The sequence below is a fragment of the Chlamydia trachomatis A/HAR-13 genome (assembly GCF_000012125.1).
GTDB classification, from domain to species: domain Bacteria; phylum Chlamydiota; class Chlamydiia; order Chlamydiales; family Chlamydiaceae; genus Chlamydia; species Chlamydia trachomatis.
Genome location: NC_007429.1, coordinates 414315 through 428164, shown reverse-complemented (window position 1 = coordinate 428164; position 13850 = coordinate 414315). Strand labels below are relative to the sequence as shown.

Here is a 13850-nt window from a genome sequence, read left to right as displayed (position 1 = left end):
TTGTGCTAATCTACAGATTAGATAGCTAAATTAGCTCGCACGCTATAAACACGGGCAGATTGTTTGTTTGGACGAAGAGCTGGGTAGAGGTAGAGTTGGAAGTCTGGAGCGAAAGAAAGATAGGGGCCGCAACCGATAGCTGCAAACCCTTCGATTACAGTTTCGTATTTTCTTTTAGTATTTGGAGAAGCAGAGAGGTGTACATTATTGAATGCGCAAGCAATTCCAAATAAATCTTGTGGGTTACGGTTAAATAAATTTGCAGAGGCCATACCGAATGAATACGTGCGGTTAATCGGGAACACATGTCCTGTAACACCGCTGTATCTTCCAAACACATACAGTTTAGAAGATATGTATTGACTCGCATTGACTGACCATCCCATTGTTTGTTCCATCTGTTCTGGAACTTGTCTAGTCACATAAAGAAGCACGGAGTACTGGCCAGATCCTAAGCAACAGCGGGGAGCCCAGGAAGCAAAACCGTGAAAATTGTATCTATTTTTTGTAAGGTTACTCCATTTGATAGAGGATCCGGAGATATTATAAGCGTCTTGAAATCCTATTTGAAGACTTGTGCTTGCGGTAGGAGCGACTTGTAGGTAAGCTCCAAGACTTCCAGAGGAATAAGTTGCTGTTGGATTTTGTGATAATGCGTAACTAATGAATCCAAGTTGTTGATCGTTATTGTATAATGTTCCGTCTATCGCATAGAGTGAGTACTGACCAATTGTCAGACTCACCCGTTCATTTGGGAAGTTTTGGGAGAAAGTAAACTGAGAGAAAATGTTCTGACGAGAGGGATAATCATTGATACTCCCTGCGAGCATCATAGCATCGCCAGCAGTCGCAGCATTCTCTCTCCAATAGCGGACAAGGGTATAGGATATTTGAAAGACCCCTTTCCCATATGAGGAATCATAGATAGTAACGGCCGCAGATGGATTAAAGCAGTTTTGCCAGCAAGGAGGAGTGGCTTCGGTAACAGTTTGGTGTGCGCTATACCCAAAGTCTCGGATAGAAAGCTTAGGGGCATGAGAGACCCGAGGATTGAACCATTGAGGGAGAATAGACCAATCCAGTGCAATTTGGGTTCCTGCAGAATTTTTTAGCGCTTGCTTGAGATTTCTAACAGAAACTCCGTGTAAGCAAGGGCGTTCCGAAATAAAGTCACAGATGGGGGATAAAAGGCCTCTTTGTTCTGATAGAGGGATTAATTCCTTACTAAGGGAAGAAGTATTGCACGCCTCTTGTTCGGTAGGTTTGGGAGAGATGAGATCTTTTTTATGGTTTTGTCTGTGCAGTTTATCTGTGTAGCGGTGATAGTGATGGTGTGCAGCCTGCATGGTAGTCGTAAAAGAAAGGGAGAGCAGAGCAGTCAGTAAAACCGAACGGAAGGACACAACAACCTCTAACAAAGCTTTTCCACCCGTGTAGTGGAAAAAAGATTTTTTTGCCAGAGTTTAATTTCTTCTCAAAAAGGGAATTACTTATCTAGCCTGTGACGAGATAAGAGTGCTGCGGCTTCGTTGCTAATGAGCTTTTGGCGGTATAGGTATTGTATTCTGGCAATATCTGGAAGATAAATTGGGGGATGATATTTAGAGGCAGTATAGACAATCCCTAGATAAGGGATGTTTTTTTGTTTACAGACTTCTCCAATACGTAAGACATTGTATTTCTCATTGTCAATGTAGATGACTTTCTCTGGTAAAGAGGGTTGGGCGTCTAGGAAACGTTGTAATCCAGGTCCTTTATGAATTTCAGATCCAAAAAGAACGCCTTTTGTGAAACAGATGTTTGATGGGAGACTGGTATAGGGAAGATTCGCTTTCTCAAAAGAGAGGTTAATCTTAGCAAGTTGTTCTAATGTCACATCTTGCGCGCATACTTTGCGCTCTGAATAGGCAAAGACGATTTTGTTTTGATTCTGAACTTTGGTAATTAATAGAGGAATAGCAGTTTCTATCTGTTTAATAGAGCCTTGACGTTGAATAGATAGCCAATCAGGATATAGAGTGTCCCAAGCTTCTTGCTCGGATGTTCCTAATGCCCGCATTCCTTGTATGGAGCGTTCAAACCAAGCTGAATGGCTGAGAGCTTCAGCTCCCTCAAACAAAACGTCATCGATATCAAAGATCAGCCAGTAATTTGCATCATCATACAAGATGTCCGAAGCAATCTCATGAATAGTTTTCACAGTAATAATGTGCTGCGAAGCCTCGGAGATTAAAGGAGATAGCAATAGAAAAAGAATAAAACAAAGACGCATAGAGCCTCCAAAGACGAAGAAGCAGCATAGAAAAAAAATGTTTATGGTGCGATGGAAAAAAGAGAAGCTAAGACAGCAGCTCTACGAATAAAGGTTTTTTCCAAATGCTTGAAAGAGAGCGTAGGGAACCATAAACGAAATTGTAAGAGAGCTTGCTGCGTGAACATCTCATGACCATAAATAATGGAGCTTCCCTGAGATCGAGCATACTGAGTGAACGTACTATGTTTAGGAATTGTATTAATATCGACAACACAGGGAGCAACTGCTTTAGGAATGGTACAAGAAGGAGGAAGGCAATTGATGATAAGGGAGACTCTGTGTAGAGGGAGTTCCTCCAGCGAGAATGCTTTTGCCTGGCAACGAGAAGCTAGATCCTCAGCATGCGCTTTAGTGCGGTTAAAAATAAGAAGTTCACAGTTTGCTCTGCTCAATCGAGTTGCTATGGATTGAGCTGCTCCACCTGCTCCTATAATAGCAACTCGTTGGTTATTTAAAGGAATTTGGTGCTGCATCAATACAGAAAACAACCCTTCGCCATCGGTATCATGTCCTTCAATTTCTCCTTGGCGAATGACTAGCGTATTACAGGATCCGGAAGCTTTCACAGATGGAGCTTGTTTATCAAGAAACGGTAGAACAGCAGTTTTCAATGGGGAAGTCACGCTGACTCCTAAAAAGGGTTGCGTGCGAATGGTAGAGAAGAATTTAGGGAGCTCTTGAGGGGTTAAAGGGAGTTTAATATATGGGCAAGCTACTCCGAGTTGGGAAAAGAAAGGATTATGGGTTAAATGCCCGATACTTCGTGAAGTGTCTCCTATAAGAGCGCAGATGGGGGATTGAGCAGAAAGGCTTGCGAAATTGTAGAAATAGTGGTGTTTGAGAGAAAATTGCCCTGGAGCTACGGGGGAAGATCCTGTACTTCTTGCGTAGGTAAATGGATTTTGTAAGATCGGGGAGAGTATTCGTGAAGGGCGCCCCATTCCTCCTAGACAAACTACAGTTGTATTTTCAGGAAGAGAGCATTTTTGGTGACAGATATCTAGGAGATCTGTCGTTGAGGAAGAGGAAACAGCAAATTTATAGTAGTCAGCTGCTGAAGATCGCATATGTGCATAGAGTTGTATAATGTCGGTATGCTCACTAGTATGTAAGGAACGAATGATCTTAATTTGAGGATGGAGTTGTCGAATGCGTATCATATCCTCTTCTGGAAAATCTTTTTCCAAGTCTAGATAGTTTGGATTTAGCTCAGCTAGCGATTGCATTTTATCTATCCAGTCTGCTTGTGAGCATGATTCAGGTTTTTTCCATGCAAGAATGGAAATAGGAGCTAGTTCCATGAGTTTCTTGAGTTCTAAACAAGATACAGAAAGAAGATCTACCCGCATTTCAAAGCAATGACATTCTTTTAAAGAGCGTAGTATCTGCTTCTTAGCTTCCAGGAAAGAAGGTCCACTAATTGTTGTGCATAGCATAGAATTCTTCCTCCAGGACTTTTGTAAGAATGTGTTTAGATATAGTTTGGCAAAATCGTCCATCAAAAGAAGCTGCTAGTCCGATCTCTTCTATCATGACAAATGGTGGTAAGGGAGTATTTTGTTTTTTCTTATCGTAGGTGAGAGCAGAGAGGATTTGATCGCAATTATGTGGAGGTATTTGCGCTCTCATATAAAGATCTTTTAGAGAAACAGGGAGCTGATATCTTAAAAGGTCTTGTATCAAAGAATGTAGTATAGCTGGAGAGCGAGCAACTCCCAAGGATAGAGATAGCTTTGTTTCTAGGACCATTCCCACGCTTATGGCACAGCTATGGGGAATTTTCCCTATAAATAGCATTTCCAGAGCATGCCCTAGCGTATGCCCAAAGTTTAGTATTTGGCGTTTTGCATAGTCTCTGACATCTTGTTGTACTACAGAAGCTTTGCAGAGACAGTTCTTTTTGATAAGAAGAGACAGCTTGTCTTCTTTTTTTAAAGCATTAGGATCTTGAAGCAGAGGTAGGATGGCAGAATCTGCGATATAAGCATGTTTGATGCATTCAGCTATTCCATGATGGAGTTCTTGCTGAGGAAGAAAAGAGAGTTTTCTAGGGCAGATCCATACAGCTTTAGGGAGATAAAAAGAGCCGATGCGATTTTTTATATGATTTAAGTTAATGCCATTTTTCCCTCCAATGCTAGCATCAATCATAGCAACTAAAGTGGTGGGAATAGCAATGAAAGGCATCCCTCGACAATGTGTGGCAGCTACAAAGCCTGCTATATCTAAAATTACGCCTCCACCTACTCCAATTAAAGTTGCTTGTCTAGGTACATTGAGATCTGTCAGTTGTTGGTGCAAAGATAGAAAAGTATCGCCCGTCTTGGTTTCTTCTCCTTCAGGAATGGTAAGTGTTTCTACGGAAAATCCTAGTGAGCGAGCCAAGTCTAATAGAGGAGGTAGGATAAGAGCATTGAGCTTAGTATTGGTTATAAAAATGAGAGGGAAGTCGGTAGACAACGAAGCAAACAGCTTAGGGTTTTGTAAAGAATCAACTAGGTGAATAGGGTGAGGAGAGTCGGTAACGAGTTCGATCATAATTGGGTACAACGATGTTGGAGAAGCAGGTCTACTAGAGTTAAATCAAGCATAGCCTCAACAACGGCAACAGCTCGAATGGCTACACAAGGATCGTGGCGTCCTTGATTAGGGGTGCGGTATGCGATCGGTGTGCCATCTTTTAAAACGGAGGAGCAAGGTTTTTTTATAGATGAAGTGGGTTTGAAGGCTACACGGCCTTCAAGAGGCTGCCCAATACTAATCCCCCCTAAAGCTCCTCCACAGCGATTGCTTTGAAGAGACACCCCACTTTCATCAGCAATAAATGCATCTAGATAGGCGGAGCCTGTCATTTGTGATGAAGAGAAACCGGCTCCTATTTCAAATCCTTTAGCCGCAGGGATGCTCATCATGGCTGCAGCTAAAAGAGCTGGAAGCTTTCCAAACACAGGTTCGCCTAGGCCTATAGGTAAAGGAGAAGTGATAAAAGAGACTACACCTCCAAAAGAGTCGTCAGGATTAAGCAGAAGGAGATTCTGAATTTCTTCTTGAGGAAGGAGTGTGTAGAAAGGAGAGGTATGAACCTGTTGTATTAGCGAGTCGGAAAGTTTGGGATAATTTTTACTCTCTAAGGTGCCGAATCCAGAAAGGAATGCGAGTGTTTCGATTCTTTGAGATAAAAGGATCTTTTTAGCAATCACACCAGCAGCAACTCGAGACGCGGTCTCTCTAGCAGAGGCGCGTCCTCCTCCACGGTTGTCTGCAAATCCGTATTTCCCTTCATAGGCAAATTGTGCGTGCCCCGGTCGGTAACAGTGTTGTAGCTGTTCATAAGAAGAGCTGGATACATCCTTGTTTTCAATAAGAAGAGAGATTGGAGTTCCTGTTGTTTTGTTTTGGTAGACTCCAGATAAAATAGTGACTAGGTCCGGTTCTTGACGAGGAGAAGTATGAAGTTGCCCTGGTCTCCTTCTAGCCATAGCGGGAAGAAAATCTTCTGGTGATAAGGAGAGACCTGCAGGACACCCATCAATTACGACGCCTATAGCAGGGCCATGGGATTCTCCCCAAGTAGTGATAGAGAATATGGAGCCATATTGATTATGCATAGGAGCTCTCTTTTGTGCTCAAAAAACGCAAACAAAAGCTTTGACAATCTCTCATCACAGCTTCAGAGGAAGTCTCTGCTCGTAAAGAGAAGGCATTTGATGTGAGGGATCGTAGTTTGTCTAATCGTTGAGACAAAGCATCTTCTAATGATGGAGCATGTGCAAGTCTTTCAGGAATAGATCTATGTTGTAGGCGTTGACATAGTGTAGCGATGGGGAGTTCGAGTAAGACTAAGAGAGCACTGTTTCTCCCCAAAATATGGGCGTAAGATGGTTCAATAATAGGGGTACAGCCTCCTAAAGCTACGATGCTAGGAATGACAGGTACACTAGTTAGGGCAAGGAATTCTTCTCTGCAAAAACCTTCTTCTCCATAGCGTTGGTAGATAGTTTTAGGAGAATCTCCATGGAAACGATCTGAAAGAAGGTGATCTGTATCAAAAAAAGGCAGCGATAGAAATTGCGATAAATGTTGACCAAACGAGGTTTTACCTACAGAAGGAAGACCGCAAAGGAAAATCTGCTTGGTAGTGTCGAACGTTGGCATGTAGTGTCTGCGCTGCAATCACGAAATATGGAAAACTCTTATTTATACACTGTGTGTTACAGAGGAGGGTTTGTCCGGACGAGGCATGAACTCCAGCTACAGCGAGAGCCATAGCAATACGGTGATCATTATGAGAATCAACAACCGCACCATGTAACCGCGAGGGCTTTATATATAGACCGTCACGAGTAGGGTGGACAGAACCACCCATTTTTTGCAATTCATGGGCAATGGCTTCAATGCGATTGCTTTCTTTGTCCTTTGCTCCCAACGCATTATACAAGCGCGATGGATTTTTTGCAAAGCAGCAGAGGACAGCAAGGATGGGTAATGCATCTATGAATGGATCCATATCAATTTCACCTCCGGAGAAAGAAGAGGGGTGCATTTCGATATGATGTTTTCCAATAAGAATATGGGCTCCAAGTTGTTTTAACAAAGAGAAGAGAAGCTTGTCCCCTTGAGAATCTTGAGAAGAAAGATTACGGAGAATAGTTGGTTTAGAAGAAGAAGAGAGTAGACCAAAGGAAGCTAAAAAAGCAGCAGAACTATAGTCTCCAGGCACAGAATAAGAAAAACTTTCTAATGATTGTCCTCCGGGGAAAGTTAAAGAATCTTGGTCTCTTAAGAAAGAGATGTTTAAAGAGTGTAGCCAATCTAAGGTCAGATCAAACCAAGGACGTTCTTTAAGATTTTCGATAGAAAAAGAAAGGGGATATGGAGCTAAAGCTGCAGTGATTGCTAATGCTGATGCGTATTGGGAATCTTGTCCAGAGATAGTAACATGGCCAGGGGATAATGGACCATGGATGGTAAAGGGAATAGAAGAAGATGTTTTTTGGCGAATGTGCGCACCAAGCTGTTTTAAGCTTGATAGAAGAGGCGCTATAGGACGTCGTTTGAGTGTGTGGGATCCTGTGATCAAAGTGGGGGTGGGGGATAAAGTAGAAAGGGCGGTTAGGAATCGAAGGGCGATACCAGAATTCCCCATATGGAAATAGCGTGGGTGACAGTGATGGGGATCGGGATTCCCCTGGATATGTAAGGAGTCTCCTATTCTTCTAACGTGAGCTCCCATTTTCTCACAGGCTGTAAGCATAGCTTGGGAATCGGGAGAGAAGAGACAGTTTTCTATGATAGAGGTCCCTTTGGATAAGGAGGCAAAAAGGATCGCGCGTAGAGAATGTGATTTTGACGGAGGAACAGCAATTTCTCCATAAGGAATTGAGGGAGAAATAAGAAGGTCTTGGTTCGAAGAGACCATATGTCTATTTTCTAAAAAGGTTAAAAATGAATAGCTAATGTAGTCTTCGGAAGAGTTTTTTGCATGATATTTAAGATCATACGAGGGAAATAAGTTCTATTTTTTTGTTATGAAAAGGATTTTATTTTGTTGTTATAATTAATCTTGTTGAAAGATTTTATGTTTTTTTATGGTTTCTAGGGTTCCCGGAAGTAGTGATCCTGTTGATGTAAATGCTCTTAGCAACCTTTCTCCTGTACAAAATCAGAACTCAGGAGTTTCTGTATCAGCGATTTCTCTCCCTAATGAAACAGTTTCTAAATCAGGGAAAACGCTAAAATATTCGACAGAGCTCATTGCAGGTATTGTTGTATTAGGGGTTGCATTAGCAATTGTGGCTATCGCCCTAACGATACTAGCTCCTGGAGTTCCGCAATCGATTGTTTTAGCGATTGCTTTTTCAGGAATTTCTGTCGGTGGAGTTACCACGTTAAGAAGTCTTATTAATGGAATTAAGACCGTAGTTGCTCCGAGAATGACATTCAGACAGAGGGCAAAGAGCGCAGCTCTCCTTGGTGCAGGATTAACGGGAGCCGGTCTTGTGCTGAAACTTGGATCTTCTTATATTCCTGGGGGATATGGTAGCGCTCTCGGGAAATTTGGGGATATTTCTTATAATAGAGGGAGTGGAGCTCTTTTTGCAGGGTTCGCTCACTATCTCTATGTGCGCTTTTTCCAGTCAAAAAAAGCTGCATCGGGTGAAGCTCTTACTCCAGAAGAGATGCTCATAGAAGGAGCAAAGATACGGAAGCTAGCGAATGGATTAGTTCTATTAGGAGTTGGTTTTGCGTGTTTAGGGATTGCTTTAGCTGTTGTTGGAACTCTTGCTGTAACTGGAGGGGCCGCAACAGCTCTTATAGTGTTGGCTCCTCCTTTAATCAGTTTAGGGATTTCTTTAGTGATCTCGAATATGCTGCACACAACTCTAGGGCAATGGAGAGCTTTTGCTAGAGCTCAACAAGATCAAGATTTACTTGTTGATACTAAACTAAAAAACATTTCTCAAGCAGACTTCAGTTATCGGGTAGATAACAATATAGAGGTGGTAGTCGATCCTAGAGAGTCTAATCTTCCTTCTATTGAACGTTTGTCTCAAGGAGAAATAGATGCAGCATTGTCTTTAACGAAGAAACAACAGCGGATCCTGATTTTATCAGGATTATTATTGCTAGCAGGGGTTACTTGTACTTTATTGGCTGGATTTGGGGGATTGCCTGCTGTACAAGTGTTGCTCCTATTTTCTATAGGAGGAGCTGTATCATCGTCAGCTGTTCCAATGGTTGTTTCTGGAATGGTTCATGTCGCTCATCAACTAAAAGCTAGATTACAGATTAGTTTAGCTCGTAGAAGAGAAGCTCGTTTAAAAGCGCGCATGATAAGGGAAATGGATAATAGACGATGGGGTGAAAGCCGTGTAGGCTTGCTTTCCAAGAAGGAGCAAGAGGAAACTTGGAAGTTAGTTGGGAAACCGGTGATTTTTCAAACAGAGCAAGCTATTCGTGAGTATGTGAATGGAGCAACTAAGGAAGAAAGATTTCAATCTATTTTAGTTGCTACCATAATCCTTCTAGCTGGTTTGGGAGTTCTCTCTTTAACTCTAATTCCTGGATTAGCTCCTATATCTGGAGGTATTTTAGCTATAGGAGGAGCCCTTTTAGGAATTAGTATTACCATGTATCTTCAGCGATTTATTCAGTGGCTGTATGAACAGCTGATTAAACTTCGTGACTATATTCAGAACCGACAAAGTGTGATCGTTCAGGGAGCTTCTGCATGTGATTTTGATGCAGAAGACATCATAGTTGATCTTGTTGCAGAGTCTTTTGAGGTCGATGGGGATTCTTTTGTAGAATCGTAACAAAAATATTCAGGTGCACATCTAAAGTTCTTTCTCTAAATAAATTAGGAAAAAGAGCAAGTTTGCGAATTTGCTTTGCTTTTCCTGTTGGAGCTATTTACTCACTTATACTATACTGCTGCAGTGGTTTCTTTTAGCCATTTTCTAAGAGGATCCTATAGGTTCCACAATGGTGGATGAGAGTTGCTGATAGTATTATGAAAAAAAGCATAGGCCTTGTCGGAGATACTGGGAGGATGGGTGTCTTATTGACTCAGGCTTTACTTTGTCGTCCTCACTGTTTTTTGGGAAAGGGGTTTTCAAGAAGATCTCAGACCTCGCTAGAAGAGGTTGTTACAGAGAATGATATTCTTATTGATTTCTCGTCTCCTGAAGTGACGTCGCTGCTTTTAGACTTTTTGTTAAAAACACCTAGGCCTGTGATTATTGGAACTACAGGATTTACTAATGATAGCGGTGTAAAAACAAAGTTATCAGCATTATCAGAATATGTTCCTGTTGTTGTTTGTGCAAACACGAGTTTGGGGGCGTATGTACAAAAGCGATTAGCAGCTTTTGCTGCAAAACTTTTTAGTACTTCTTATGATGTTCGTATTTTAGAGACACATCACCGTGCTAAAGCAGATGCCATTTCTGGTACAGCGATTTCTTTGGCTGAAGCTATCCGTTCTGCGAAGGCAGAGAGCTATGAGGAAGAGCCAGAGCCTTTTATCGAAATGCATGGTTCTCGTTTAGGGAATGTTTGTGGCGAGCATGAAGTATCTTTTGTAGGGGAAGATGAGCGTTTTGTAATTCGGCACGAAGTCTTTTCTCGACGTGTTTTTTCTGGTGGAGTGTTGCTAATCTTGGAGAAGATTATGGGAGAAGGCTTGCCAAAAGGATATTACACCTCAGATGTTTTGTATGAGAGTTTGTTTCAAGAAAAGGTGTTTGGTTAAAAGCTAAGAATGACGATGCGCATTGCGATTTTAGGTGCTACAGGCCTTGTTGGACAAAAGCTTATTGCTTTGTTACAAAATCATAAACAGTGGGAAATTGCTGAATTAGGAGCTTCTTCTGAGAAGCATGCGTTGCGTTACGAATCTGCTTGTTTATGGCAAGAGCCATTAATGGAGATGCCAGAGTCTGTTCGTGATTTATCTATTCGCTCCGTTGAAGAGATAGAATCAAATATTGTTGTATCTTGTCTTCCTTCGTCTGTTGCTTTTTCAGCAGAAACTACTTGTTTATCTTCGGGAAAGATAGTGTTTTCTAATGCCACCGCCTATCGTATGCATAAAGCGGTTCCTATTTTAATTCCTGAGATAAACAGTGATCATTTGTCTCTGTTAGAAGAACAGCCTTTTTTAGGTAAGATTATTACTAATTCTAATTGTTGTGTTTCAGGCATTGCTCTGGCTCTTAAGCCACTGCTGTTGTTTAATATCGAGCATGTGCATGTTATCACTTTACAATCAGCTAGTGGGGCTGGATATCCTGGAGTTTCCTCTTTAGATTTAATTGGAAACACTGTGCCTTATATCTTAGGAGAGGAAGAGAAGATACTCCGAGAGACTGTAAAAATTTTAGGACAGCCAGGTTTTCCTGCAGAGTTTTCTATAACTGCGTCTGTACATCGTGTTCCCGTTGCACATGGGCATGTCATCTCTGTACACGTTATGTTTGATCAAGAGGTCGATTTAGAAGAGATAACTTCTTGTTATGAGAAGGATTCGGCTACCTATGTTCTTTATGATTCTCCTTGGCATCCTCAGGTTCGAAAGGATCTAGCTCATGATGATATGCGATTACATATAGGGCCCATTTCTTACGGCGGTAATACGCGAACTATTAAGATGTGTATCTTATTGCACAATTTGGTTCGAGGAGCTGCAGGAGCTTTGATAGCGAATATGAATCTTTTCCGAGATAGAGGAGGATTCGTTCATCAAGAGAGGCTGACGTATGCTTAGACAAGAAACAGCTCCTCTTGTGTGTAAATTCGGTGGAACAAGTGTGGGCACAGCCCAAAGTATTCGACGAGTTTGCGAGATTATACAAGAAGAAAGACCTTCTTTTGTTGTTGTTAGCGCAGTAGCTGGTGTTACGGATTGGTTAGAAGAGTTTTGTCGGCTTCCTAAAGGGAAGAGAGCGGCATTGACTGAAAAGATTCGAGAAAGACATGAATCAATAGCAAAGGAATTAGGTATAGAGGTTTCTCTAGCTATCTTTTGGGAGATCTTGGAACATTTTGAAGATATAGAAGAGCTTCTTTCTGAAGATCAAGCCAGGATTTTGGCTATAGGTGAGGATTTATCTTCGACTTTGATTTGTAGCTACTGCTGTACCTATGTGTTACCGCTTAAGCGGTTAGAAGCTCGTCAAGTAATTCTCACCGACTCGCAATTTTTGCGGGCGGTTCCAGATTTAGCTTTGATGCAAACTGCTTGGGGTGAGTTGGCATTACAAGAAGATGCTATTTACCTTATGCAAGGCTTCCTTGGAGCAACGTCTTCAGGGAAAACTACAGTTCTTGGTCGAGGGGGGAGTGACTTTTCTGCCTCTCTGATAGGAGAACTGTGTAAAGCAAGAGAGTTGCGTATTTATACAGATGTTTGTGGCGTGCATACTGCCGACCCAAAAATTTTGAAAGATACACAACTCATAGATTCTTTAACCTTTGAAGAGATGCAGGAGTTAGCAAGTTCTGGTGCTAAGGTATTGCACCAAGATATGTTAAAGCCTTGTGTTCGAGCGAAGGTGCCTATTTTTGTGACTTCAACATTTAATGTAACCAAAGAAGGGACTTGGATTTGCGCTTCATTAAATGAGAGTACAGAGGGTCCTGTGATCAAAGCACTCTCATTGAAGTCGAATCAAGCTCTTTGGTTTGTAGAATACAATTCTCCTCTAGTGAGACTAGAGGATGTTTTGGGTTGTGTACGAAGCTTGGGATTTGTTCCAGGAGTTGTCATGGCTCAAAGTTTAGGAGTGTATTTCACTATAGATTGGGAAGAGTATCCTCAGACTATAACAAAGGCTCTTGAAGCTTTTGGTACAGTAAGTTGTGAGGGGCCTTTATCTTTAGTTGCATTAGTGGGAGCGAAGCTAGCTTCATGGAGTATGTCTAGAGTCTTTGAGGCTCTACACAGAACTCCAGTTTTATGTTGGAGTCAAACGGATACGGTTATTAATTTAATTATTAATAAGGATTTTGGGGTCGCTGTAACCGAGTTGTTGCACGATTGCCTATTTAAATAGGAGTATTTTATGAGTGTCTTGGGGGCCTGTATTACACCTTTTAAGGCTGATTTGTCTATAGATTTCGCTGCTTTAGAGAGTGTCGTTCGTTCGCAAGAGCACGCCGGTAACGGCATTATTTTATTTGGTAGTACAGGAGAGGGGTTGTCTCTAACGTATGAAGAGAAGCTTTCTATTCTTTCGTTTGTTTCTACGCTTAACTTGAATGTGCCGATATTTGTAGGAGTGACGGCAACGTCTGTTCAGGAAACTATGTCTTGGATTGATTTTGCACAGCAATGGCCTATAGATGGGTTCCTTGTTCCAACTCCTCTTTATACGAGACCTGGGCTTAATGGACAAAAAGCTTGGTTTGATAGGATTTTGAGTGTAAGTAGAAAGCCTATCATTCTTTATAACAATCCTATTCGTACCGGCGTGTCTTTGTATCCAGAGGTCGTGAAATCTTTTGTATCACATCCTTTGTGCATAGGAGTTAAGGATTCTGGAGGGTCTGCTCAGGCTTGTGAGCTTTTTGCTGAGTCAGGATTGAGAGTGTTTTGTGGTGACGACAATCTGTGGCCAGATATGCGATTATCTGGAGCATCTGGAGTGATTTCTGTACTAGCTAACGTTTGGCCAGAATTAGCTCGAGATTATGTTGCTCAAGGTCGTCCTATTGAAGCTTGGAAGAAAGTTTGTTCTTGGCTCAACTTATCTACGAATCCTTTAGGGATCAAAGCTCTAATGGCAGCTCAGAAAATGATTGAGTGTGATGCGGTGCGTCCACCTCTTTCTATACGAGATTTGCAGAGAAGAGATGAGTTAGCAGACATTCTAGCTTGTAGGGCTACTTTGCAAACAGAGCTTCTTAGCGTATGCCGGCAGTGATATAGTGAGGATCATCACTAAATAATAAGTTTGATTTTGGCAGATAGGAAAAGCCTATCTGTCTTCTAAAATGAGATGAACTGTGCCCTTTATTACGTCTTTTTACAGAG

The 13850-nt window shown here is 41.8% G+C and carries 12 protein-coding genes; 5 read left to right on the top strand and 7 right to left on the bottom strand.

Features of this window, described 5'->3' with window-relative positions; translation table 11 throughout:
• Window positions 1-17: 17 nt before the first annotated feature.
• The 7 genes from CTA_RS02000 to aroA form a co-directional block, all read right to left on the bottom strand.
• A complete protein-coding gene (locus tag CTA_RS02000) occupies window positions 18-1346 on the bottom strand; it encodes a carbohydrate porin (RefSeq protein ID WP_011324705.1) in 1329 nt (442 codons plus the stop codon).
• A 140-nt stretch (window positions 1347-1486) separates the two neighbouring features.
• Window positions 1487-2272, bottom strand: coding sequence for a DUF2608 domain-containing protein (locus tag CTA_RS01995; protein ID WP_009871724.1), 786 nt, complete (start codon window positions 2270-2272; stop codon window positions 1487-1489).
• A 41-nt stretch (window positions 2273-2313) separates the two neighbouring features.
• A complete protein-coding gene (locus CTA_RS01990) occupies window positions 2314-3750 on the bottom strand; it encodes a bifunctional 3-dehydroquinate dehydratase/shikimate dehydrogenase (protein ID WP_011324704.1) in 1437 nt (478 codons plus the stop codon).
• A complete protein-coding gene (aroB, locus tag CTA_RS01985; protein ID WP_009871722.1) occupies window positions 3731-4852 on the bottom strand; it encodes a 3-dehydroquinate synthase in 1122 nt (373 codons plus the stop codon). Before aroB ends, CTA_RS01990 begins: the two co-directional genes overlap by 20 nt.
• On the bottom strand, window positions 4849-5922 hold the full coding sequence (gene aroC, locus CTA_RS01980; protein ID WP_009871721.1) for a chorismate synthase: 1074 nt from the start codon (window positions 5920-5922) through the stop codon (window positions 4849-4851). The genes aroB and aroC overlap by 4 nt, the downstream gene beginning before the upstream one ends.
• Window positions 5915-6469 carry a shikimate kinase gene (locus CTA_RS01975; RefSeq protein WP_009871720.1) on the bottom strand — a complete coding sequence of 185 codons (555 nt, stop codon included), beginning with the start codon at window positions 6467-6469 and terminating at the stop codon, window positions 5915-5917. Before CTA_RS01975 ends, aroC begins: the two co-directional genes overlap by 8 nt.
• Entirely contained in the window at window positions 6411-7733 is a 1323-nt protein-coding gene (gene aroA / locus CTA_RS01970; protein ID WP_011324703.1) for a 3-phosphoshikimate 1-carboxyvinyltransferase, read from the bottom strand. Before aroA ends, CTA_RS01975 begins: the two co-directional genes overlap by 59 nt.
• A gap of 169 nt (window positions 7734-7902) precedes the next feature.
• Here aroA and CTA_RS01965 point away from each other — a divergent pair, with 169 nt between their 5' ends.
• The 5 genes from CTA_RS01965 to dapA all read left to right on the top strand — a co-directional run bounded on the left by CTA_RS01965 (window position 7903) and on the right by dapA (window position 13740).
• Window positions 7903-9630, top strand: a complete 1728-nt coding sequence (locus tag CTA_RS01965) for a hypothetical protein (RefSeq protein WP_009871718.1) — start codon at window positions 7903-7905, stop codon at window positions 9628-9630.
• A 176-nt stretch (window positions 9631-9806) separates the two neighbouring features.
• Window positions 9807-10568: a 4-hydroxy-tetrahydrodipicolinate reductase gene (gene dapB, locus CTA_RS01960; RefSeq protein ID WP_011324702.1), complete on the top strand. Its 762-nt coding sequence runs from the start codon at window positions 9807-9809 to the stop codon at window positions 10566-10568.
• 9 nt (window positions 10569-10577) lie between these two features.
• Window positions 10578-11582: an aspartate-semialdehyde dehydrogenase gene (gene asd, locus CTA_RS01955; RefSeq protein ID WP_009872598.1), complete on the top strand. Its 1005-nt coding sequence runs from the start codon at window positions 10578-10580 to the stop codon at window positions 11580-11582.
• The gene (locus CTA_RS01950; RefSeq protein WP_011324701.1) at window positions 11575-12870 is read left to right on the top strand and encodes an aspartate kinase; all 1296 of its coding nucleotides are present in this window, start codon (window positions 11575-11577) and stop codon (window positions 12868-12870) included. The genes asd and CTA_RS01950 overlap by 8 nt, the downstream gene beginning before the upstream one ends.
• Window positions 12871-12879: 9 nt before the next feature.
• Window positions 12880-13740 carry a 4-hydroxy-tetrahydrodipicolinate synthase gene (gene dapA / locus CTA_RS01945; RefSeq protein WP_009871714.1) on the top strand — a complete coding sequence of 287 codons (861 nt, stop codon included), beginning with the start codon at window positions 12880-12882 and terminating at the stop codon, window positions 13738-13740.
• Window positions 13741-13850: the final 110 nt, after the last annotated feature.